The sequence below is a fragment of the Streptomyces glaucus genome (assembly GCF_039533365.1).
GTDB lineage: Bacteria > Actinomycetota > Actinomycetes > Streptomycetales > Streptomycetaceae > Streptomyces > Streptomyces glaucus.
The window spans coordinates 1-23,124 of record NZ_BAAATK010000060.1 but is presented as its reverse complement, the minus strand read 5'-3'; the positions used below and the strand labels follow the sequence as shown (position 1 = coordinate 23,124).

The following is a 23,124-nucleotide window of genomic DNA, read 5'->3' as shown; positions in this document are numbered from 1 at the left end:
GGAGGGGATCCGCCATGCCCGTCTACACGCTTCCTGAACTGCCGTACGACTACTCCGCGCTCGCTCCCGTGATCAGCCCCGAGATCATCGAGCTGCACCACGACAAGCACCACGCGGCCTATGTGAAGGGCGCCAACGACACACTGGAACAGCTCGCCGAGGCGCGGGAGAAGGAGCAGTGGGGTTCGGTCAACGGCCTGGAGAAGAACCTGGCCTTCCACCTCTCCGGCCACATCCTGCACTCGATCTACTGGCAGAACATGACCGGCCCGAAGGACGGCGGCGGCGAACCGCTGGCCGCCGACGGCGTGGGCGAGCTCGCGGACGCCCTCACCGAGTCCTTCGGTTCCTTCGCGCACTTCAAGGCCCAGTTGTCCAAGGCCGCCGCGACCACCCAGGGCTCGGGCTGGGGCGTGCTGGCGTACGAGCCGCTGAGCGGGCGGCTGATCGTCGAACAGGTCTACGACCACCAGGGCAACGTCGGCCAGGGATCGACGCCGATCCTGGTCTTCGACGCCTGGGAGCACGCCTTCTACCTGCAGTACCGCAACCAGAAGGCGGACTTCGTCGAGGCCATGTGGCAGGTGGTCGACTGGCAGGACGTGGCGCGGCGCCACGCGGCCGCGAAGTCCCGCGCCGACGTGCTGCTGCTCGCGCCCTGACGGCGCGCCGTGGAGCGTCCCGCCTCGTGATCGTCTTCTCACCCTTCACGCGGGCGGGCGGAACGGAGGAAGCCCCTGCGAGAACAGGACTCGCGGGGGCTTCCCCGCGCCCCGGGCCGCGGGACCGCTCAGGCCGGGCCCCGGCCCGGCGGCCGGTGCCGCGGCGCGGCCCCTTCGCACGGCACGTTGAGCGAGAGCAGGGCGGCGGAGGTGCGCCCGTCCCACCGCACCTCGCTCACCGCCGCGTTGCGCAGCCGCGGGAAGACCCGGCGGTACTCGCTCAGCGGAATGGCCAGCAGCCGGCACAGGACCAGCCGGAACAGGGTGTTGTGGGCGACCACCAGGACCCGCCCCCCGGGGTGGGCGGCGGTGATGCGGCGCAGCGCGGCGGCGCCCCGGTCGGCCGCGGCGCGCGGATCCTCCGCGCCGGGGAAGGGCCGGGCCGCCGGGTCGGCGCGGAAGGCGGCGGCGCGCTCGGGGTCCTCGGCGGCGAACTCGGCGAGCGTACGGCCCTCCACCACGCCGAAGTCGCACTCCCTGAGGTCCGGCTCGCGGTGCGGGGTCAGGCCGAGGGCGCGGCAGGCGGGCTCGGCGGTGGCCACGGCCCGGGACAGCGGGGAGGTCCACACGGCGTCGACGGGGTGGGCGGCGGCCCACCGGCCGAGCGCCTCGGCCTGCGCGCGCCCGGTGTCGGTGAGGGCGACGTCGCTGGTCCCGGCGTACCGGTTCTCGGCGTGCCAGACGGTCTGCCCGTGCCGGGCGAGCAACAAGGTGGTGGTCATCGGTCCGCGGTGTCCTGGTCCAGGCGGTGGAGTGCGTGGGCCGCGACCGGATCGGGCAGCCAGCCGCGGGCCCGCAGGGCGTCGACGAGGCGAGCGTACGGCCCGGCGTAACGGGCCGTACGGGCGGGGCGGGGGCGGACGACGGTGCGGACGCGGACCATGCCGTCGGCCGCGTCGGGGAGCGTGGGCGCGGCGCCGGTGCCGTAGGCGGCCAGCGCCGCCATGCCCAGGGCCGGTTCGGGCTGTTCGGGGATGTGGGCCGGGCGGCCCAGGATGTCGGCGCGGAGCTGGTTCCAGTACGCGCTGCGCACGGCGCCCCCGGTGAAGGCGAGCGGCCCGTCCAGCGGGGCGCCCAGGTGGTGCAGGTAGTCCAGGCAGAGCCGTTCGGCGAGGCCGACGCCCTGGAGCAGCGCCGCCCACAGGTCGGCGTCCCCGGCGGGCTCGCCCAGCAGCAGGGCGGTGGCGTCCGGCGCCCGGAACGGGAACCGCTCCCCCGGCGACACCAGCGGGTAGGCGACCGCGCCGGACGGCTCGTGGGCGGCGGCCCGCGCGTCCATGGCGGCGGGATCGGCCCCGGGGAAACGCGCGGTGAGCGCCCCGGCGCCCACGCTGGACGCCCCGCCGGGCAGCCAGCTCCCGTCCGGGGCGCGGTGGTTGTAGACGACGCCGGCGGGGTCGCGGACGGGCTCCGGGGCGGCGCCCTTGAGGACCAGGGTCGTGCCGAGCACCGAGTTCCAGGCCCCGGGCCGCAGGGCTCCGGAGGCGATCTGGGCCGCACAGCCGTCGGTCATGCCGGCAATCACCGGGGTTCCGGCGGGGATGCCGGTGGCGTCGGCGGCGGCCCGGCAGACCCCGCCGAGGCGGGTGCCGGGGCGGACCACGTCGGGCAGCGCGCCCTCGGGCAGCGGCAGCTTCTCGGGCCAGGCGTCCCGCTCCACGTCGTAGGCGGTCTTGAGGGCGTGGCTGGAGTCGGCCGGCACCGGGCGGCCGACCAGCCGGGCGGTGATCACGTCGGGCTGGTGGGCGACCCGCCCGGGGCCGTACGCCTCGGCGAGCCACACCGCCTTCGGCAACGCCCAGGTGTCCTGCACCGCCAGCCCCGCCGCCCGCGCCCGCGCCGCCGCGCCGGCCGCCCGCCCGTCGTCGTACATCAGGGCCGGGCTCACCGGCCGCCCCGCCCCGTCCGTCAGCAGCACCGTCCCGGACGTCCCGCACACCGCGAGCCCGGCGATCCGCACCCCGGTCAGCCCGGCCAGCGCGGCCCGGGACGCCGTGCACACCCCTTCCCACCACCGCCGCGGGTCCTGCTCGTGCCGCCGGCCCGCCCGCCGCCCGGCCAGCGGGGCGGCGCCGCGGCCGAGGACCGCGCCGCCGGCGGTGACGGCCAGCACGCGGACGCCCTGCGTGCCCAGGTCGATGCCCAGCCACGCCTCGCCGTCCTCCGCCATCCGGACCTCCCGCACGTCACGTCCCGGCCCGCGCACCGCGCGCCGCCCTTCGATACTGGCCCGGATTTCCCACGCGTGCGAGGGATTGACGCCCAACGTCCGCTGTTCCACGCTCGGTTGGCGAGCCGGCCCGCCGGGCCGCCCGGTCCGGCCCGAGGCGGGCGGGCCGCGCGGTCCCCGGTCCCGGGTCCGGCCCGCGGCGGGCGCGGTCCGCGGTCCGGGCCCGCCCCGTCCCCGACGCCGAGACGAAGGGCTCCCCGCATGACCGATGCCGTACGCGTGGTGGCCGCCGGCGACCACTTCGTCCTGCCGTCGCTGATCACCCGCGCGGTCGGCGACGAACTGCGCGGGCAGCCGCACGAGGTGCGGGAGCTGACCCTCGGCTGGCCCCTCGAACCCTTCGGCCCGGTGGCCGAGGTGGAGGAGGCCTGCGACGCCGAGGACGAGCTGATCGAGGCGCTGGCCGGCGCCCAGGTGCTGGTCACCCAGATGGGCCCGGTCACCGGGCGGGTCCTGGCGGCCCGCCCCGGCCTGCGCCTGGTCGCGGTCTGCCGGGGCGGCCCGGTCAACGTCAACCTGGACGCGGCCCGGGCCCGTGGCGTGCGGGTGTGCTTCGCGCCCGGCCGCAACGCCGCCGCCACCGCCGAGTTCACCGTGGGCCTGCTGCTGGCCGCCCTGCGCCGCATCCCCCGGGCCCACGACCTCCTCGCGCGGCGGGGCAGCTGGGAGGGCGCGGCGTACTACACGTACGAGCACGGCGGCCTGGAGCTGGAGGACCTGCCGGTCGGGCTGATCGGCTACGGGGCGGTCGGCAGCCGGGTGGCGCGGGTGCTGTGCGCGTTCGGGGCGCGGGTGATGGTGTACGACCCGTACATCCGCGGCGAGATCCACGGACTGCGGGTCGCCTCCCTGGACGACCTGCTGCGCCGCTCCCGGGTGATCACCCTGCACGCCCGCCTCACCGCCGGGACCCGCGGCCTGATCGGCGCGCGCGAGCTGGCGCTGCTGCCGCACGGCGCGGTGGTGGTGAACGCGGCGCGCGGCCCGCTGCTCGACGAGGACGCGCTGTGCGACGCGCTGGAGAGCGGGCGGCTGTCGGCGGCGGCGCTCGACACGTACGCGCGGGAGCCGCTGCCGCCGGAGTCGCGGCTGCGGGCGCTCGCCGACCGGGTGGTGCTCACCCCCCACCTGGGGGGTGCTTCGCGCGCGGTGGCGGAGAAGGCGGCGCGGATCGCCGCGGCGGAGGTCGGGCGCTGGGCGCGCGGGGAGCCGCCGGCGCACTGCCTGACCTGACGGGACCCGAGGAGGTCGGCATGTACGTCGGTATCGATGTGGGCACGTCCCTGGTGAAGGCCGCCGCGTTCGACGCCGCGGGCCGGCAGCGGGCCGTGGCGGCCCGCCGGGTGGGTCTGGCGCTGCACGGCGGGATCGTCGAGCAGGACATGGAGGAGGTGTACGCGGCGGTCGTCGCCGTCCTGGCGGAGCTGACCGCGCGGGTGCCGGAGCCGGTGGAGCTGGCCGGGCTGACCGGGCAGGGCGACGGGGTGTGGCTGGTGGACGCCGAGGGCCGCCCGGTGCGGCCGGCGGCGTCCTGGATGGACGGGCGGGCGCACGCGCTGCTCGGCCGGTGGCTGGCGGACGGCACCTTCGAGGCGGTGTTCCGGCGCACCGGCAGTGCCATGTTCCCGGGCTGCCCGGGCCCGCTGCTGGCCTGGCTCGACCGGCACGAGCCGGCCTCCCTGGACGCGGCGGCCGCCGCCGTGTACTGCAAGGACATGGTGTTCCGGCGGCTGACCGGGGCGCCGGCGGCGACGGACGTGTCGGACGCGTCGATGCCGTTCCTCGACCCGCGCACCCGGGCCTACGACGACCGGGTGGTGGAGCTGCTGGGCCTGGCCCACCGCCGCGGGCTGCTCGCCCCGGTCAGCGACCCGATCGCGACGGCCGGGGCGCGCGGCGAGGGCCTGCCGCCCGGCACCCGGATCGCGAACGGCCCGTACGACCTGCCGGCCTGCGCGCTCGGCGCCGGGGTGACGGAGCCGGGCGACGGCCTGCTGATCGTCGGCACCTGTCTGGCCGCCCTGGTCGCCACGGCCGGGCTGGACCTGGACGGTGAACCGGCCGGCCTGCACATCTCCACCGACCGGCCCGGCCACTGGCTGCGCGCCATGCCGGCGATGGTGGGCACGGCCGCCCTGGACTGGGTGCTGGGGACGACGGGCGTGGCCCACGAGGAGGTCGACGGGCTGCTGGCGGGCACCCCGCCGGGCGCGCACGGGGTGCGGGTGCTGCCGTACTTCGCCCCGTCGGGCGAGCGGGCCCCGTTCGTCGAGCCGCGGCTGCGCGCCGAGCTGACCGGTGTCTCGCTGGAGTCGACCAGGGGCGACCTGGTCCGCGCGACCTGCGAGGGCATCGGCTACGCGGCCCGGCACTGCCTGGACGCGGCGGGCCTGACGGGCTCGCTCGCGGTGTGCGGGGGCGGCACCCGCAGCCCCGCCTGGACGCGGCTGCTCGCCGACGTGCTGGGGCGGCCCCTGAGGGTCGTCGAGGGCGAGGTGGGCGCGCGGGGCGCGGTGCTCGCGGCGGCCGAGCGGTACGGGGTGGCGCTGGACGTGGCCGCGTGGACGGAGCCGACGGCGGTGGTCGAGCCGGACCCGGACCGGGCCGCGTACTACACCGAGGGCTACGCGGAGCACCTGGCCCGCCTCGGCGCGGCGCGGGAGCGGGCCGCGCGGGCGGGCTCGCCGGCGGCGCCGCGCCCGGTGCCGGGCGCGGGCGCGACGCCGCCGAAGGTCCTCCGGCCGGAGCGGTCTACAGGTTGCTGAAGTCCGGGCCCTTGGTGCGGGTGCGCTTGATCTCGTAGAAGCCGGGGACCGAGGCCACGGCGAGGGTGCCGTCCCACAGGCGGGCCGCCTCCTCGCCCTTGGGGGCCGGGGTGACGACCGGGCCGAAGAAGGCGATCTCCTCGCCGTCGGGGCCGGGGACGGCGATGACCGGGGTGCCGACCTCCTGGCCGACCTTGTCGATGCCCGCCTTGTGGGAGGCGCGCAGCTGGGCGTCGAACTCGAAGTCCTCCTGGTCGGCGTAGTCGATGAGGTCGGCGGGCAGTCCGGCCTCGTCCAGGGCGGCGGCGATGGCCTCGCGGGTCGCGCCCTCGCCCCGGTTGTGGAAGCGGGTGCCGAGCGCGGTGTAGAGCGGGCCGAGGACCTCGGCGCCGTGCTTCTGCCAGGCCGCGGTCACCACGCGCACCGGCTGCCAGGCCGTGGTGGCGAGCATCTCCCGGTACTCCTCGGGCAGCTCGTCCAGCTTGTCCTCGTTGAGCACGGCCAGGCTCATGATGTGCCAGCGCACCTCGATGTCGCGGACCTTCTCCACCTCCAGGACCCACCGGGACGTCATCCAGGCCCAGGGGCACAGCGGGTCGAACCAGAAGTCGACGGGGGTCCTGCCGGGCGCGGGGGTGGTCTCGGACATGCTTCTCCTAGGGACGCAGGGGTCTTCGAACGGGCAACACCGATCGCCGCCCGGCGCATTCCCGCTGCTGCCGCTCGGGGGCGCATGGCAGGATCGGTGCTGTTCAGCCCTTCTACGGCAGCTGTTCAGCCCTGTCCACGACCTACGAGGGAGTGCCGCCCGTGCCCGGTGAGAACCTGACCCGCGACGAAGCCCGGGAGCGGGCCGCCCTGCTGTCCGTCGACGGGTACGAGGTGTCCCTCGACGTGCGCTCCGCGGTCGGCGGCGAGGGGGACGGGCCGCTCACCTTCCGCTCGGTGACCACGATCCGCTTCCGCTGCGCCGAGCCCGGCGCGTCGACCTTCGCCGACCTCGTCGCGCCGAGCGTGACCTCCCTCACCCTCAACGGGCGGGACCTGGACCCCGGCCAGGTCTTCGACGGCTCCCGGATCCTGCTGGAGGACCTCGCCGCCGACAACGAGCTGACCGTCGACGCCCAGTGCGCCTACTCCCGCACCGGTGAGGGCCTGCACCGCTTCGTCGACCCCGAGGACGGCGAGGTGTACCTGTACACCCAGTACGAGCCGGCCGACGCCCGGCGCGTCTTCGCGAACTTCGAGCAGCCCGACCTGAAGGCCCCGTTCCGCTTCGAGGTGCGGGCGCCGGAGGGGTGGACGGTGTGGAGCAACGGGGCGGGGGAACGCGCCGACGGGGTGTGGCGGTTCGCGGAGACCAAGCCGATCTCGACGTACATCACCTGCGTGGTGGCCGGCCCGTACCACTACGTCACGGACACCTACACGCGCGCCCTCGACGACGGGACGACGCTGCGGATCCCCCTCGGCGCGATGTGCCGCAAGGGGCTGGCCCCGCACTTCGACGCCGACGACGTGTTCCGGGTGACCAAGCAGGGCCTGGACTTCTTCCACGACCACTTCGACTACCCGTACCCGTTCGGGAAGTACGACCAGGCGTTCGTGCCCGAGTACAACCTGGGCGCGATGGAGAACCCGGGGCTGGTGACCTTCCGGGAGGAGTACATCTTCCGCGGGAAGGTGACCCGGGCGTCGTACGAGGGCCGCGCCACCGTGATCCTGCACGAGATGGCCCACATGTGGTTCGGCGACCTGGTCACCATGGAGTGGTGGGACGACCTGTGGCTGAAGGAGTCCTTCGCCGACTTCATGGGCACCTTCTCGCTGGTCGGCGCGACCCGCTTCACCGACGGCTGGATCACCTTCGCCAACCGCCGCAAGGCGTGGGCCTACCGGGCCGACCAGCTGCCGTCCACCCACCCGATCACCGCGGACATCCGCGACCTGCAGGACGCCAAGCTGAACTTCGACGGCATCACCTACGCCAAGGGCGCCTCCGTCCTGAAGCAGCTGGTGGCCTACGTCGGCCAGGACGCGTTCCTGGAGGGCGCCCGGCGCTACTTCAAGCGGCACGCCTACGGCAACACCCGCCTCGGCGACCTGCTGTCGGTGCTGGAGGAGACCAGCGGGCGGGACGTGCGGGCCTGGGCGCGTTCCTGGCTCCAGACGGCCGGGGTCAACTCGCTCACCCCGCAGGTGCTGCTGGACGCCGAGGGCCGGGTCGAGGAGCTGGCGGTGGTGCAGGAGGCCCCCGAGTCGCACCCCGAGCTGCGTCCGCACCGGGTGGCGGTGGGCCTGTACCGGCGGGGTGACACGGGCGCGCTGGAGCGGTACGCGCGGGCCGAGGCGGACGTCGAGGGGCCGCGCACGGTGGTGGCGGAGCTGGCCGGCGCCGAGGCGCCGGAGCTGGTGCTGGTCAACGACGACGACCTGACGTACTGCAAGACCCGCCTCGACGCGACCTCGCTGGAGACGCTGCGGGCGGCGCTGGGCGGCCTCACCGACCCCCTCGCCCGCGCCCTGTGCTGGTCCGCGCTGTGGAACATGACCCGGGACGCGCTGCTGCCGGCCCGGGACTTCGTGGACCTGGTGCTGCGGTTCGCGGGGCGCGAGTCCGACATCGGCGTCCTGCAGATGCTGCACGCCTGGGCGGACTCGGCGCTCGTGCACTACGCGGCGCCCGAGTGGCGCGGGACCGGCGGGCGGCTGCTGGCCGAGGGCGCGCTGCGCGAGCTGCGGGCCGCCGCCCCGGGCAGCGAGCAGCAGCTCGCCTGGGCCCGCTTCGTCGCGGCGACGGCCTCCGGCGAGGCGGAGCTGCGGCTGCTGCGGGGACTGCTGGACGGCACGGAGAGGATCGACGGGCTGGAGGTGGACCAGGAGCTGCGCTGGGCGTTCCTGGAGCCGCTCGCCGCGCACGGCGCCGCCGACGAGGCCGTGCTCGCCGCCGAGCTCGCCCGCGACGACACCGCGTCCGGCAAGCGCCACCAGGTCCGCTGCCTGGCCGCCCGCCCGTCGGCGGCGGTGAAGGCGCAGGCCTGGGCACAGGTGGTGGAGTCGGACGCGCTGTCCAACGCCCTGGTCGGCGCGACGATCGCGGGCTTCGCCCAGCCCTCGCAGCGGGAGCTGCTGGCGCCGTACGCGCAGAAGTACTTCGCGGCGATCGAGCGGGTGTGGAACGAGCGGTCGATCCAGATCGGGATGGACGTGGTCCAGGGCCTGTTCCCCTCGCTGCAGGCCTCCCGGGAGACGCTCGACGCGACGGACGCCTGGCTGTCCGCGCACGAGCAGGCCGCCCCCGCGCTGCGCCGCCTGGTGCTGGAGGCGCGGGACGACCTGGCCCGGGCGCTGCGCGCACAGGCGTGCGACGCGGCGGCGCGGTCCCGCTGACCCGCGGACGCTCCGGCCCGCGCCCCAGCGGTCCGCGATCGTTACGGAATCCGCGCGGGACGAGCCGTAACCCCTGGCCCGTCCCGCGCCGGACCAGGGGTTTCCGGCATGCGAACACCTGTCCTTCCGGGAGGCCCTGTCCGTATTCGTCGACGGGCTCGTAACAGCGGTTACCGGACGGATCGGGCGCGGGAAACCCCGAGGCATGAACCACGACACCCCGCTCTCCCCCCGCCCCCTGCGCCCGCTGTCCGACGACCCGCGTCGCGTCATGACGCTCGCCCGGCTGCGGGCGCACGGTGTCCCGGCCGCCGAGGCGAACGCGCGGTGCCGCCCCGGCGGCCCCTGGCAGCGGCTCCTGCCGGGCGTCGTCCTGCTCCACCCCGGCCCGCCGACCGGCGAGGAGCGGCTGCAGGCGGTGCTGCTGTACGCGGCGCGGGACCGGGCCGCCGCGGTCCCCGCCCAGCCCGGCGCGGACGAGGCGGCGCCCGCCCGGCCGGAGGCGGTGATCACCGGCCTGGCCGCGCTGGCCCTGCACGGCTTCGCCTCCGCTCCCCCGCTGCCGTCGCTGGACGCCGTCGACGTCCTGGTGCCCCCCGTGCGCCGGCTGCGCTCGACGGGCTGCGCGCGGATCGCGCGCACGGCCGACCTGCCCGTCCCCGAGCAGATCTCGGGCCTGCCGGTGGCGCCGGTCCCGCGGGCCCTGGCCGACGCGGTGGCGGGGCTTCAGGACGCGGACGTGGTGCACCGGCTGCTGGCGGAGGCGGTGCGCGGCGGGCACTGCGAACCGGCGGCCGTGGTCCGGGAGCTGAACCGGGCGCGGCTGCTGAGCCGGCCGCACGTGGTGGACGCGGTGGACTCCCTGCTGGCCGAGGGCCGGGCGCTCGCGGAGGACCGCCTGTACCGGATGGTGCGCGAGTACGGCCTGCCGGACCCGGTGTGGAACGTCGACCTGCGCCTGCCCGACGGCCCGCACCTCGGCGGTCTGGACGCCTACTGGCCGCGGCAGGCGGTGGCGGTGGACCTCGACACGCGCACGCACCGGCAGGAGGGCGACGCGCTGTGGTCGGAGCACACGCGCAAGCGCGAGCGCCTGGAGCGGCTGGGGATCACGGTCGTCCACGTCACGCCGCGCAAGCTCCGGGACTCCCTGGAGCAGCAGGCCGTGGTGGTCCGTACGGCGCTGATGGCGTCGGGCGACCGGGAGCCGGCCGCGTACGTCGTGGTGCTGCCCCGGTAGCGCCGGGCCGGCCTCGGGAGGGGGAGGGGCCGCCGGGTCGTCCGGCGGCCGGCCTCGGCACGACCGGGTGGTCAGCCCTTCCTCAGGACCAGCTCGGTGTTGCGGTCGCCCGGGTCGCCGGCCAGGTCGGTGCGTGCCCCGGGGGCGTTCAGGGACAGCTCGCGGTAGAGGGCCGCGAGGCCGGTCTGGGAGAGGTCGGAGAAGTCCGTGCGGTGCGGGGCCGAGGACTCCACGAGCGTGGTGAAGACCGACAGGGTGCCGTCCTTGTTGTCGGTCAGCTCGATGACGCGGGCGAGCTGCGGGTGGTCGACGTGGGAGGCGGTGGAGATCTCCCAGAAGGAGCGGCCGTCGGGGCGGGCGTGCGGGGTGACGGCGTTGCGGTGGATGTGGCCGTTCACCCAGGCGAGCACGTTGCGGTGGCTGCCGAGGACGTTCAGCACGTCCTGTCCGGTGCGGCGGGCCTCGTCCGGGCGGGCCGGGTCGGGGCGGGTGTTGGTCATCGTCCTGCTGGTGTGGTGGCTGAAGACGACGGCGTGGGCGTCCTCGTTCTGCCGCAGGGTGCGGTCCAGCCAGCGCAGCTGGGCGTCGCCGACGGAGCCGTTGTAGTGGCCGCCGGGGTCGGTGGTGTCCAGGCTGATGCCGATCACGTCGTCGGCGATGCGGAAGGCGTAGTACTGGGTGCCCGCGTCGACGTTGGCGGTGGAGTAGCCGTGGCCGACCGGGCCGGGGCCGGTGTAGGCGGGGTCGAGGTGGGCCTCCAGGTACTCGGCGGGGGTGAAGGGGGCGCGCCGCTCGTCCGGGGTGACGCCGCGCATGGCGCGGGCGTGGGCCTCGAGGAAGTCGCGGTAGAGGGCGCCCTTGGGGTCCCGGTCGTTCTTGAGGGCGTCCTGGAGCTTCCTGGCCTCGGCGGCGGACAGGCTCATCAGTTTCCGGCCGCCGACGGCGAGCTCGGTGAGGCGGGAGTCGCCGTGCGAGGCGTAGCAGCCCAGCGGCATGGCGTCGTGGTTGCCGACGGTGGAGTACCAGGGCAGGTTGAGGCCGGGACTGCGCACCTCGCGGATCGCGGCGTCGAGGAAGCCGTCGAGCCGCGGGAAGCCGAGCTGCTTGTCGGCGTCGCGGACGGCCGCGCCGGGCTGCCAGTACAGCTTCAGGCCGCTGTTCTGCACGCCCTCGTACTGCCGCGGGTCGCCGGTGTTGGGGGTGATCCGGCCGCCGCTCATGACCGTCAGGAACCACTCCAGCTCGGAGCGCGCGTTGTTGTCCGTGTTGTCGCCGGTGGTCATGGCGAAGTGCAGCGGGGCGCCGGTGACGGGGGCGCCCCGCAGCGCGTTGATCCGCTCCACCAGCGCGATCGCGCCGTGCACGGTCAGCGCCTCCTGCGGCCGCCAGGCGTGCACGTCGGTGGAGCGCAGGTACTCCAGCCGCAGCGGGTGCTGGACGTCGATCAGGTGCAGGTCGGTGAGCTGGACGAACGCGGCGAGCGCGGTACGGCGGTCGGCGCGGCCGGCGCGGGGCGCCGCCAGGTCGTCGCGCACCACGCGCGGCCAGCCGGCGCCGGTGCCGAGCCGGCGGTAGCCGGTGCGCCCGCGCGGGGCGGCGACGGCGGCGAGGGTGGTGCCCTGGGTGTACGGGGCGAGCGGCGCGGCCGGCGCCAGGCGGGAGGAGGCGGTCGCGGCCTCGCCGGAGCCGGCCCCGGCCGCCGTGGCGGCGCCGGTGGCGGCCCGGCTGTCGCTGGGGCGCAGCGCGTAGCCGGCTCCCGCGGAGAGGGCGACCGCGCCGGTGGCGGCGAGGACGGATCGGCGGTGGACCCCGAGAGCGGAGCCGGCGGCGGAACGTGTGCGCGACATGCGCTTCTCTCCCCGAGTGCGGACGCGTCGGCAGTGGTCGCGGGGGCTCGCTGCCGCGAACGTCCCGCTCCCACTGGATCGTTGGCACCGGGGGTGACCCGTGCGTGAACGCGGCGGCAACGCGCAGCGCCGATCACCGTACGTGGATCTCGGGCCACCCCGCGCGTTCCGGGACGCTCGCCGGTCCGCCCGGGAGCGGTCACGCCGTGTTCATCTTTCCGGGTAAGGGGGCTGGTTCCCGCCGGGTTCCGTCCCGGCCCGCCCGGGCGCCGGGCGCTCGCGCCACAGCCGCAGGCCGGTGTCGACGAGCGGGACCCGGGTGAGGGCGGGCACCTCCTCCAGGGGGTGCCAGGCGGCCATGTCGGTGGATCCGCCGATCTCGTGGCGGAGTTCCCCGCCGGTGACCCGGACCTCGTACAGGAGGCGTACGCCGTGGTGGTCGACGGCCCGGCCGAAGCGGCGGGGCAGGAGGCGGCGGGAGGAGTCCACGCCGAGCAGGGCGGTGACCTCGACGCGGTACCCGGTCTCCTCCGCCACCTCGCGCACCACGGTGTCGTACGGATCCTCGCCGTGCTCCATCCCGCCGCCCGGCAGGACCCACTCCGGTGTGCCGTCGTCGGCCGGGGAGCGGGCGAGCAGCAGCTGTCCTCCGCGGACGCACAGGGCGTAGGCCGCCACCCTCAAACTCCTTCGCACACGGGGACGTTACCCCTCCGGGTCGGGATTGGCAGGCGAGTATTCGGGCGCGGACCAGCGCAGCGGCACCGCCGACGGGGTCTCGACGGCCTCCGTCACCGTGAAGCGGACCCGGCGCTCCCCGCCGGGGGCGAACTCCGTGCGGGCCTCGCCGGTGAGCTGGAGGACGGCGCCCGTCGTCCAGTCCAGGAAGAGCAGGCCGGCGCGCGGGTCGGCCGCGAGGTTGCCGAGGGTGAGGAACATGGCGTTGCCCGGGTAGTCCCGCCAGCTCAGCTCGCGGGGCGAGGCGGCGCGGACGAAGCCGGGGTTGCCGCCGCGATGGCTGACGTCGGCGCCGTGGCCGTGGACGGTGGCCACGAAGAAGGTGTCGGCCGCTTCGACGAACTCCCGCTGGGCTGGGGTCAGTTCCCCGGTCCGGCGCCGCGGTCCGGGGGTGCGGGCGACCGTCTCGTACGACCGCCGCCGCTGGAGGTGCTTGGGGCAGTTGGAGAACACCTGGCCGGCCTCGACGGTGAAGCCGCGGGCGGTGGGCCGCAGCCGGCCGTTGAGGCGCATCCGGCGCCGGGTGCGCGGGTCGAGGGCGAGGGTGCCGACGTGGGTCCCCTCGGTGGCCAGGGCCGCCGCGAGGGGATCGGCGGGCTCCACGCCCGCGGCGACCGACAGCCGCCGCGGGCCCGTGGCGCGGGCGAAACCGGGGGCGCCGGTGAGCGGGGAGGCCCACACCCGGCCCGTGGCCGGGTCGGCGGCGCCGAGCACCAGCAGCGGCTGGAGTTCCAGGAAGGCGGCGGCGACGGGCCTGATGGCCTGTCCGATCGAGCGGCCCACGTGATCGGCGAGATCGCGGACCCCGACGCGGTCCTGCACCGCACGCGAGCCGGCGTGGTAGACGCCCATCTCTAGAAGAACCCGCAGGCCGGGGCGGTCCGGCTCGGCGCCGGGGCGCCCTCGGCGCCGCTCGGCACGGAGATCTCCAGCCGGATGCCGTCCGGGTCGTGGAAGAAGATCCCGCCGGAGGCCGCGCCCTCGTGGTGGGCGACCACGCCCTCGTACGCGAAGTCCGCGCCCCACGCGCGCAGCGCCCGCTCGTACTCCTCGACCCGCTCGACGGAGTCCGCCTCGAGGGCGAGGTGGTGCAGTCCGGCCCGCCCGCCGTCGTACGGCCGCTCCGCCTGCTGCCAGAGCGTGAGGACCAGGCTCTCGCCGTCCCCGAGGAAGGCGTACCGCCTGCCCTCCTCCTCGCCCTCGCCGATCGGGGCGAAGCCGAGGACGTCCCGGTAGAAGGCGAGCGAGCGGTCGAGGTCGGTGACGTTCAGGCCGATGTGGCCGGTGCGCAAGGTCATGGCTGCTCCTTCGGTCGGTCTAACCGTTGTTCATGAGATTAGGGGTTAGAAACGAACGGAGTCAACCGGTCACGTACGCTTGAGTGGTTAGCACGGAAGGGAGCCGTCACATGTCCGCCGCCCGCGACCCGCGTCCGCTCACCGGCGAGCCGCTCGCGCTCGACCTGCTCAACACGCGGTGGGTGCGGGAGGGCGCCGTGCAGGACCTGCTCACCGGCACCGACGGGCTGGCGGTGTGGCTCGGCGCCAACGGGCTCGACGGCCGGTTCGCCGCCGACGCGGCGACGCTGCGGCATCTGCTCCGGGCGCGGGACGCCCTGCGGGCGGCCGTGGACGGCCCCCCGGCCGAAGGGGCCGCGGGCGTCGACGCCGTGCTCGCGCACGGGCGGATCCGGGCCACCCTCACCGCCGACGGGCCCGGCGAGGTGCCCGAGTTCCGCGATCCCTCATGGGGGCCCGCCTGGCTCGCCGCCCGCGACTACCTCCGGCTGCTGGCCACCGCGCCCGACCGGATCCGCGCCTGCGCCCACGAGTCGTGCGTCCTGCACTTCTTCGACACCTCGCGGAACGGCACCCGCCGCTGGTGCTCCATGGCGATGTGCGGCAACCGGGCGAAGGCGTCCCGGCACTACGCCCGCACGAAGGACGCCTGAGGAACGGACGTCCGCCGGCGCCACGGACGGGCGGCCCCGAGGACGTCGCCCGTGGGCGACTTGTCCGCTTCGGGCCTCATCTCCCCCGGCCCCATAGCGGGTTTTCCCCATACATCTATTTCGATTCGGCCAACTATCCCCAAACATTCATCCCTTGCGTAAGGCTGAGCGATCGTCCGGGATCACTTTCTGAACCTCTACGGCCAGGATTGATCGGACCGGTCGTTCACCGCTCGTTCCTTCCTTCCAAGGGATGCCGATGACCCTCACCTCCCAGCGCGACCCGATACCGGGCGCGAGACGCGTGGCCCGCACCGCCGTGGCCGCGGGCATCGTCGCCGCGCTCTGCGCGGCCGGGCCGATACCCGTGGCCCTCGCCGCCGACGCCCCGGCCGCCGCACCGGCCGACACCGACGTCAAGTCCGCGCACGCCAAGCTCGGCGCCGACGACGCGGACCTGCTCGCCGAGGCCAAGGCCGACGGCGACAAGAACGTCACGCTGATGATCGCCACCGCGCCCGGGCAGACCGAACAGGTCGCCGAGCAGCTGGACGCGGTCCGGGGCGGCGCGGTGGGCCGCACCCACGACCGGCTCGGCTACGTCCGCGCCACCGTCCCCACCGCGAAGGCGGACGCGGCCATCGCCTCCGCCGTGAAGCTCTCCTCGGTGCACGGCATCGACCTGCGCGAGGAGATCCCGCTGGACGACCCGAGCGCCGACACCCCGAAGTCGGCCACGGGTTCCGCCGCCTACCCCGCCCCGGGCCGCAAGACCCCGGCCGAGAACCCGTACAACCCGTCCTTCGAGACGGGCGCCGTCGACTTCGTGAAGAAGAACCCGAAGGCGGACGGCCGCGGCGTCACCATCGGCATCCTCGACTCGGGCGTGGACCTCGGCCACCCGGCGCTGCAGAAGACCACCACCGGCGAGCGCAAGATCGTCGACTGGGTGACGGCGACCGACCCGATCGTCGACAGCGACCGCACCTGGCGGCCGATGGTCACCTCCGTCTCCGGCCCCACCTTCACCTACGGCGGGAGGACCTGGACGGCGCCGGCGGGCTCGTACCAGGTCAGCACCTTCCTGGAGTCGTACACCACCGGCGGTGACGCCGCCGGCGACGCCAACCGCGACGGCGACACCACCGACTCCTGGGGCGTCCTCTACGACGCGGCGGCCGGCACGGTCCGCGTCGACCTGAACAACAACTTCGACTTCGGTGACGACACCCCGATGAAGCCGTACAAGGACGGCTTCCAGATCGGGTACTTCGGCACCGACGACCCGGCCACCGACGTCGCCGAGCGCCAGCCGTTCGTCGTGCAGATCCGCAAGGACGTGCCGATGGACCCCTACGGCGGCGACTGGATCGGCCGGACGGCCGACTTCGTCAACATCGGCGTCATCGAGTCCGAGCACGGCACGCACGTCGCCGGCATCACCGCCGCCAACGGCCTGTTCGGCGGGAAGATGAACGGCGCCGCCCCGGGCGCGAAGCTGGTCTCCTCCCGCGCCTGCACCTGGACCGGCGGCTGCACCAACGTCGCGCTCACCGAGGGCATGATCGACCTCGTCGTCAACCGCGGCGTCGACATCGTCAACATGTCGATCGGCGGCCTGCCGACGCTGAACGACGGCAACAACGCGCGCGCCGAGCTGTACACGCGGCTCATCGACACCTACGGCGTCCAGCTGGTGATCTCCGCGGGCAACTCCGGCCCCGGCGCCAACACCATCGGCGACCCGGCCCTCGCCGACAAGGTGATCTCGGTCGGCGCGTCCATCTCCAAGGAGACCTGGGCCGCCAACTACGGCTCGGTCGTGGAGAAGAAGTACGCGATGATGCCGTTCTCCTCGCGCGGTCCGCGCGAGGACGGCGGGTTCGCCCCGACGCTCACCGCGCCCGGCGCCGCCGTCAACACCACCCAGACCTGGCTGCCGGGCGGCCCGGTCGCCGAGGCGGGCTACTCGCTGCCGGCCGGCTACTCGATGCTCCAGGGCACCTCCATGGCCTCCCCGCAGGCGGCCGGCGCCGCCGCGCTGCTGCTGTCCGCCGCCCAGCGCGAGGGCATCGAGCTCACCCCGGCCACCCTGCGCACGGCGCTCACCTCGACCGCCGACCACATCAAGGGCGTGCAGGCGTACGAGGAGGGCGCGGGCCTGATCGACGTCGTCGACGCCTGGGAGGCGATCGAGGACGGCGCCACGGCCCACGCCTACACCGTCAAGGCCCCGGTCGACACCGCGCTCGACCAGCGGCTGAAGACCCCGGGCTACGGCACCGGCCTGTACGACCGCGAGGGCGGCCTGAAGGCCGGGCAGAAGAAGACGTACGAGATCACGATCACCCGTACGTCCGGCGCGGACAAGGCGCTCCGGCACGAGCTGCGCCTGGTGAACAACGCGGGCGGCACCTTCCGCGTCGTCGGCTCCGACGAGGTGCGGCTGCCGCTGAACCGGCCGGTCACCGTCAAGGTGCAGGCCGCGCCGGGCTCCGCGGGCCTGAAGAGCGCCATCCTGGAGGTCGACGACCCGCGCACCGAGGGGACCGACAAGCAGATCCTGAACACGGTCGTGGTCGCGGCGCCGCTGAAGCACACCTTCTCCGCGTCGGGCTCGGTGCAGCGCAACAGCGTCCGGTCGTACTTCGTCACCGTGCCCGAGGGCGCGAAGACGCTGGAGGTGGCGATCGGCGGGCTGAAGGACAAGAGCCAGACCCGGTTCGTCGCCCTGCACCCCTACGGCGTCCCGGTCGACAACACCTCCACGCCGTACTGCTACAACAACTACCTCGACGGCAACGGCTGCCGGCCCGACGTGCGCGCGTACGCCGACCCGCAGCCCGGCGTCTGGGAGATCGAGGTCGAGTCGCGCCGCACCTCGCCGCTGCTCGACAACCCCTACCGGCTGGACGTCGCCGTCCTCGGCGCGGACTTCGACCCGGAGACCGTGACCGTCCCCGAGGCGAAGGCCGGCACGCCGGTCGCCGCCTCCTGGAAGGTGACGAACCGCTTCGCGGCCCTGGACGGCAGGCTGGCCGGCGGCCCGCTCGGCTCCGCGAAGAACACCCGTCCCACCATCGCCCACGGCGCCACGCAGACCACCACGATCGAGGTGCCCGAGGGCGCGACCTCGCTGGACGTCGCCATCGGCGGCGTCTCGGACGCGGCGGCCGACCTGGACCTGGCCGTGTACGACGCGGACGGCGACGAGGTCGGCAGCTCGGCCGACGGCGACTCGGAGGAGTCGGTCTCCGTGCCCGACCCGGCCGCCGGGACGTACACCGTCGAGGTCGTCGGCTACTCGGTGCCGTCCGGCTCCACCGCCTACGACTACCGGGACCTGTTCTACGCCGCCTCGCTCGGCACGGTCACGGTCGACGAGTCGGCGCCGGTGAAGCTCGGCACGGGCGGGTCGGCGTCGGTCTCCGGCAGCGTCACGGCGCTGGCCGCCGCGCCGGAGGGCCGTGAGTTCTTCGGCCAGGTCCGGCTGGTGAACGCGCGCGGCACGGTCGCGGGCACCGGCAGCGTGCTGATCGAGAAGGTCGTCCCGTAGTCCGGCACGGCACCGAAGGGGCGGGCGTCGGCGGACGCCCGCCCCTTTCTCATGCGCGCGTCGGAGCGCGGGACCCGGGCGAGGCGTACGTCACACCGGCGTGCGCGCCGGGGCGGGGCAGCACAGCTTGCGGCGCCGGGCCCGGTTCGGGCCAATTCCTGTGGTTCGGAGCGGGTTGCGACCGAAGGACCGCGGGCGGTGTCCGGGCCGGCGCGTCCCGCTCCCCGGACGGCGGGGGCAAAGAATTGGACAGGCGGGCCGGGGTGGGCCGCATGATGGAAGGGCCTCGGCCGAGCAACACGCACGTGAACGCACGCAGCCAAAGACGTAGAGGGAGTCGCCGTGAGGGTCGGAATCGTCGGAGCCACCGGTCAGGTCGGCACGGTCATGCGCAGGATCCTCACCGAGCGCGCCTTCCCGGTCGAGGAGCTGCGGCTGTTCGCCTCGGCCCGCTCCGCCGGCCGGGACCTGGACGGCGTGACGGTGGAGGACGCGGCGACCGCCGACTACACCGGCCTGGACATCGTGCTGTTCTCCGCGGGCGGCGCCACCTCCAAGGCGCTGGCCGAGAAGGTCGCCGCGCAGGGCGCGGTCGTGATCGACAACTCCTCGGCCTGGCGCCGCGACCCGGACGTGCCGCTGGTGGTCTCCGAGGTGAACCCGCACGCGATCGCGAACCGCCCCAAGGGCATCATCGCCAACCCGAACTGCACGACGATGGCGGCGATGCCCGTCCTGAAGCCGCTGCACGCGGAGGCGGGCCTGCAAGCCCTGGTCGTCGCCACCTACCAGGCGGTGTCCGGCTCGGGCCTCGCGGGCGTCGCCGAGCTGCACGGCCAGGTGCAGAAGGTGGTCGCCGACGCCGACCGGCTCACCCACGACGGCGAGGCCGTCGACTTCCCCGAGCCCGGCGTCTACAAGCGCCCCATCGCCTTCAACGTGCTGCCCTTCGCGGGCAACCTCGTCGACGACGGCCTGAACGAGACCGACGAGGAGCAGAAGCTGCGCCACGAGTCCCGCAAGATCCTGGAGATCCCCGGACTGAAGGTGTCGGGCACCTGCGTGCGCGTCCCGGTCTTCTCCGGCCACTCCCTCCAGGTCAACGCCCGCTTCGCCCGCCCGATCAGCCCCGAGCGCGCGACCGAGCTGCTCGACGGCGCCCCCGGCGTCGTCCTCACCGACATCCCCACCCCGCTCCAGGCCGCCGGCAAGGACCCGTCCTACGTGGGCCGCATCCGCCGCGACGAGACGGTGGACAACGGCCTGGCGCTGTTCGTCTCCAACGACAACCTCCGCAAGGGCGCGGCGCTGAACGCGGTGCAGATCGCGGAGCTGGTGGCGCGGGAGCTCACCGCGAAGTGACCTGACCGGCACCCGTCCCGGGGCGGCCGTCCGCGTGCGCGGGCGGCCGCCCCGGCGTCCGTGCGGGCGTCCGCGGTCAGTCCCGCCGCACCTCGTACAGGAAGCAGCCGTACTCCACGGCCCGGACGTGCACCAGCGCCACCCGGGGGTCGGTAAAGGCCTGCGCGAGGGCGGCCGGGAAGTCCTCCGGCCGCTCGGCCAGCCGGCCGCCCAGGATGCGGCCGTCGGCACCGTAGCGCCGCAGGACGCGGTGGCTGTTGGTGAAGGGGAGGTCCGTGCCGTCCGGTCCCGCGCACCGCTCCGCGTGGACGAAGACCGGCCCCTGTTCGTCGTACGGGCCGGGGTCGGCGCCCGTCTCCGCCGCCCAGCGGCGCAGGGGGGCGTAGGAGACCAGGGCGATCCGCTCGCCCGGTCGGCTGCGGCGCAGGCAGCAGCGCAGCGGGGCGCCGCCCTCGTCGTCGGTGACCGGGACCGGCGGGCGGCCCGCGTCGTCCAGGTCGCGCAGTTCCTCCAGTACGGCCGGCGGGATCGGGCGTGCGGTGCGGGGTGTCGCGAAGTCCGTCATGGCTCCAGGTTCGCGCTCACCTGGTCGTGTCACCGGCGGGATCCGGACATCGCGTCGGCGCAGGTCCCGTGGAAGGATGACGCGACCGACACATGACGAGGAGATGACCGCGTGCCTGGCACAAACCTGACTCGCGAAGAGGCGCGGCAGCGGGCGAAGCTGCTCACCGTTGACTCGTACGAGATCGATCTCGACCTCTCCGGCGCGCAGGGTGGGGGCACCGCCCGCTCGGACGAGGCCGGGAGCGGCACCTTCCGGTCCGTGACCACCGTGCGCTTCGACGTCGCCGAGGACGGCGCCGAGTCCTTCATCGACCTGGTGGCCCCGGCCGTGCGCGAGGTGACCCTCAACGGGGACTCCCTCGACCCCGCCGAGGTCTTCAAGGACTCCCGGATCGCCCTGCCCGGCCTGCTCCGGGGCCGCAACGTCCTCCGGGTGGTCGCCGACTGCGCCTACACCAACACCGGTGAGGGCCTGCACCGGTTCGTCGACCCGGTCGACGACCAGGTGTACCTCTACACCCAGTTCGAGGTGCCGGACGCCCGCCGGGTCTTCGCGAGCTTCGAGCAGCCGGACCTGAAGGCGACCTTCCAGTTCACCGTGCGGGCGCCCGAGGGCTGGACCGTCATCTCCAACTCGCCCACCCCCGAACCCCGGGACAACGTCTGGGTCTTCGCGCCGACGCCGCGCATCTCGACGTACGTCACGGCGCTGATCGTCGGCCCGTACCACAGCGTGCACAGCGTGTACGAGAAGGACGGCCGGTCCGTCCCGCTCGGCATCTACTGCCGGCCCTCGCTCGCCGAGCACCTCGACTCGGACGCGATCTTCGAGGTGACCCGGCAGGGCTTCGACTGGTTCCAGGAGAAGTTCGACCACCCGTACCCGTTCGAGAAGTACGACCAGCTGTTCGTGCCGGAGTTCAACGCGGGCGCGATGGAGAACGCGGGCGCGGTGACCATCCGCGACCAGTACGTGTTCCGGTCGAAGGTCACGGACGCGGCGTACGAGGTGCGGGCCGAGACCATCCTGCACGAGCTGGCCCACATGTGGTTCGGCGACCTGGTCACCATGGAGTGGTGGAACGACCTGTGGCTGAACGAGTCGTTCGCCACCTACACCTCCATCGCCTGCCAGGCCGCCGCGCCCGGCTCGAAGTGGCCGCACGCGTGGACCACGTTCGCCAACTCGATGAAGACCTGGGCGTACCGGCAGGACCAGCTGCCCTCCACGCACCCGATCATGGCGGACATCCGCGACCTGGACGACGTGCTGGTCAACTTCGACGGCATCACGTACGCCAAGGGCGCCTCCGTGCTCAAGCAGCTGGTCGCCTACGTCGGCGAGGACGCGTTCTTCCGCGGCGTGCAGACCTACTTCAAGCGCCACGCGTACGGCAACACGCGCCTGTCCGACCTGCTGGGCGCCCTGGAGGAGACCTCCGGGCGCGACCTGAGGACCTGGTCGGGGAAGTGGCTGGAGACCGCGGGCATCAACGTCCTGCGCCCGCGGATCGAGACCGACGGGGACGGGACCATCACCTCCTTCGCCGTCCGCCAGGAGGCCCCGGCCCTGCCCGCCGGCGCCAAGGGCGAGCCGACGCTGCGCCCGCACCGCATCGCGATCGGCCTGTACGACCTGGACGGGGCGAGCGGCCGGCTGGTGCGGCGCGAGCGGATCGAGCTGGACGTCGACGGCGAGCTGACCGCCGTGCCGCAGCTGACCGGCCGGCGCCGCCCGGACGTGGTGCTGCTCAACGACGACGACCTGTCGTACGCGAAGGTCCGGCTGGACGAGCGGTCCCTGGCCTTCGTCACCGAGCACCTCGGCGACTTCGAGTCCTCCCTGCCCCGCGCGCTGTGCTGGGCGTCGGCCTGGGACATGACCCGCGACGCCGAGCTGGCCACCCGCGACTACCTCTCCCTGGTCCTGTCGGGCATCGGCAAGGAGTCCGACATCGGTGTCGTGCAGTCGCTGCAGCGCCAGGTGAAGCTGGCGGTCGACCTGTACGCCGACCCCGCCGCCCGCGAGAGCCTGCTCGCCCGCTGGACGGACGCCGCGCTGGACCACCTGCGGACCGCCGAGCCGGGCGGCGACCACCAGCTGGCGTGGGCGCGGGCGTTCGCGGCCACGGCCCGCACGCCGGACCAGCTCCAGCTGCTGGAGGGCCTGCTGGACGGCTCGCAGTCCATCGAGGGCCTGGTCGTGGACACGGAGCTGCGCTGGGCGTTCGTGCAGCGGCTCGCGGCGGTGGGCCGGTTCGGCGAGGCGGAGATCGCCGCCGAGTACGAGCGGGACCGGACGGCGGCGGGCGAGCGCCACGCGGCCACGGCCCGCGCGGCCCGGCCCACCCCGGAGGCCAAGGCCCGGGCGTGGGCGTCGGTCGTGGAGTCCGACCAGCTGCCCAACGCCGTGCAGGAGGCGGTCATCGCGGGCTTCGTCCAGACCGACCAGCGGGAGCTGCTGGCGCCGTACACGGACCGGTACTTCGAGGTGGTCAAGGACATCTGGGAGTCCCGCTCGCACGAGATGGCCCAGCAGATCGCCGTCGGCCTGTACCCGTCGGTCCAAGTCTCCGAGGAGACCCTGGCCAAGACGGACGCCTGGCTGGCCTCGGCCGAGCCGAACGCGGCCCTGCGCCGCCTGGTCTCGGAGTCCCGCGCGGGCGTGGAACGCGCCCTGCGGGCCCAGGCGGCGGACGCGGCGGCCCGGTAGGCGGCCCGTACCGCGGCGGGGGCCGCCTGCGCGGCGCCGGTGG

General features: G+C 74.6%; 17 protein-coding genes. 9 read left to right on the top strand and 8 right to left on the bottom strand.

What is annotated here, in order from left to right:
* The first annotated feature begins 14 nt into the window (after positions 1–14).
* Positions 15–662 (top strand): superoxide dismutase, encoded by a 648-nt coding sequence (locus tag ABD363_RS28970; RefSeq protein WP_344608852.1) that lies wholly within the window; start codon positions 15–17, stop codon positions 660–662.
* A gap of 128 nt (positions 663–790) precedes the next feature.
* Here the strand turns inward: ABD363_RS28970 and ABD363_RS28965 are convergent, their stop codons facing one another.
* Both ABD363_RS28965 and ABD363_RS28960 read right to left on the bottom strand, forming a co-directional pair.
* Positions 791–1,444, bottom strand: coding sequence for a histidine phosphatase family protein (locus ABD363_RS28965; protein WP_344608850.1), 654 nt, complete (start codon positions 1,442–1,444; stop codon positions 791–793).
* The gene (locus tag ABD363_RS28960; RefSeq protein WP_344608848.1) at positions 1,441–2,892 is read right to left on the bottom strand and encodes an FGGY-family carbohydrate kinase; all 1,452 of its coding nucleotides are present in this window, start codon (positions 2,890–2,892) and stop codon (positions 1,441–1,443) included. Before ABD363_RS28960 ends, ABD363_RS28965 begins: the two co-directional genes overlap by 4 nt.
* Positions 2,893–3,153: 261 nt before the next feature.
* On the opposite strand from ABD363_RS28960, the gene ABD363_RS28955 reads away from it, so the two are divergent.
* Both ABD363_RS28955 and ABD363_RS28950 read left to right on the top strand, forming a co-directional pair.
* A complete protein-coding gene (locus ABD363_RS28955; protein ID WP_344608846.1) occupies positions 3,154–4,185 on the top strand; it encodes a 2-hydroxyacid dehydrogenase in 1,032 nt (343 codons plus the stop codon).
* A 20-nt stretch (positions 4,186–4,205) separates the two neighbouring features.
* The gene (locus ABD363_RS28950) at positions 4,206–5,717 is read left to right on the top strand and encodes an FGGY family carbohydrate kinase (RefSeq protein WP_344608844.1); all 1,512 of its coding nucleotides are present in this window, start codon (positions 4,206–4,208) and stop codon (positions 5,715–5,717) included.
* Here ABD363_RS28950 and ABD363_RS28945 read toward each other — a convergent pair.
* Positions 5,704–6,366, bottom strand: coding sequence for a mycothiol-dependent nitroreductase Rv2466c family protein (locus ABD363_RS28945; RefSeq protein WP_344608843.1), 663 nt, complete (start codon positions 6,364–6,366; stop codon positions 5,704–5,706). The two genes, ABD363_RS28950 and ABD363_RS28945, sit on opposite strands and share 14 nt — an antisense overlap.
* Before the next feature lie 161 nt (positions 6,367–6,527).
* Between ABD363_RS28945 and pepN (ABD363_RS28940) the strand changes: the two genes are divergently transcribed.
* Both pepN (ABD363_RS28940) and ABD363_RS28935 read left to right on the top strand, forming a co-directional pair.
* Positions 6,528–9,107: an aminopeptidase N gene (gene pepN, locus ABD363_RS28940; RefSeq protein WP_344608841.1), complete on the top strand. Its 2,580-nt coding sequence runs from the start codon at positions 6,528–6,530 to the stop codon at positions 9,105–9,107.
* 205 nt (positions 9,108–9,312) lie between these two features.
* Entirely contained in the window at positions 9,313–10,347 is a 1,035-nt protein-coding gene (locus ABD363_RS28935; protein ID WP_344608839.1) for a hypothetical protein, read from the top strand.
* A 71-nt stretch (positions 10,348–10,418) separates the two neighbouring features.
* On the opposite strand, the gene ABD363_RS28930 is transcribed toward ABD363_RS28935, so the two are convergent.
* From ABD363_RS28930 to ABD363_RS28915, 4 genes are all read right to left on the bottom strand, one after another.
* Positions 10,419–12,194 carry a TIGR03767 family metallophosphoesterase gene (locus tag ABD363_RS28930; protein WP_344608837.1) on the bottom strand — a complete coding sequence of 592 codons (1,776 nt, stop codon included), beginning with the start codon at positions 12,192–12,194 and terminating at the stop codon, positions 10,419–10,421.
* Positions 12,195–12,404: 210 nt separating this feature from the next.
* Positions 12,405–12,872 carry an NUDIX hydrolase gene (locus ABD363_RS28925; protein ID WP_344608835.1) on the bottom strand — a complete coding sequence of 156 codons (468 nt, stop codon included), beginning with the start codon at positions 12,870–12,872 and terminating at the stop codon, positions 12,405–12,407.
* Positions 12,873–12,899: 27 nt separating this feature from the next.
* Positions 12,900–13,784 (bottom strand): pyridoxamine 5'-phosphate oxidase family protein, encoded by an 885-nt coding sequence (locus ABD363_RS28920; RefSeq protein WP_344608833.1) that lies wholly within the window; start codon positions 13,782–13,784, stop codon positions 12,900–12,902.
* A 2-nt stretch (positions 13,785–13,786) separates the two neighbouring features.
* Positions 13,787–14,230: a VOC family protein gene (locus ABD363_RS28915; protein ID WP_344608831.1), complete on the bottom strand. Its 444-nt coding sequence runs from the start codon at positions 14,228–14,230 to the stop codon at positions 13,787–13,789.
* 110 nt (positions 14,231–14,340) lie between these two features.
* Here ABD363_RS28915 and ABD363_RS28910 point away from each other — a divergent pair, with 110 nt between their 5' ends.
* The 3 genes from ABD363_RS28910 to ABD363_RS28900 all read left to right on the top strand — a co-directional run bounded on the left by ABD363_RS28910 (position 14,341) and on the right by ABD363_RS28900 (position 19,801).
* Positions 14,341–14,883, top strand: a complete 543-nt coding sequence (locus tag ABD363_RS28910; RefSeq protein ID WP_344608829.1) for a CGNR zinc finger domain-containing protein — start codon at positions 14,341–14,343, stop codon at positions 14,881–14,883.
* A 259-nt stretch (positions 14,884–15,142) separates the two neighbouring features.
* A complete protein-coding gene (locus ABD363_RS28905) occupies positions 15,143–18,439 on the top strand; it encodes a S8 family serine peptidase (RefSeq protein ID WP_344608827.1) in 3,297 nt (1,098 codons plus the stop codon).
* A gap of 342 nt (positions 18,440–18,781) precedes the next feature.
* Positions 18,782–19,801, top strand: coding sequence for an aspartate-semialdehyde dehydrogenase (locus ABD363_RS28900; RefSeq protein WP_344608825.1), 1,020 nt, complete (start codon positions 18,782–18,784; stop codon positions 19,799–19,801).
* Positions 19,802–19,877: 76 nt separating this feature from the next.
* Here ABD363_RS28900 and ABD363_RS28895 read toward each other — a convergent pair whose 3' ends face one another.
* Positions 19,878–20,366 (bottom strand): DUF1203 domain-containing protein, encoded by a 489-nt coding sequence (locus ABD363_RS28895; protein WP_344608823.1) that lies wholly within the window; start codon positions 20,364–20,366, stop codon positions 19,878–19,880.
* A gap of 111 nt (positions 20,367–20,477) precedes the next feature.
* Here ABD363_RS28895 and pepN (ABD363_RS28890) point away from each other — a divergent pair, with 111 nt between their 5' ends.
* The gene (gene pepN / locus ABD363_RS28890; RefSeq protein WP_344608821.1) at positions 20,478–23,081 is read left to right on the top strand and encodes an aminopeptidase N; all 2,604 of its coding nucleotides are present in this window, start codon (positions 20,478–20,480) and stop codon (positions 23,079–23,081) included.
* Positions 23,082–23,124: the final 43 nt, after the last annotated feature.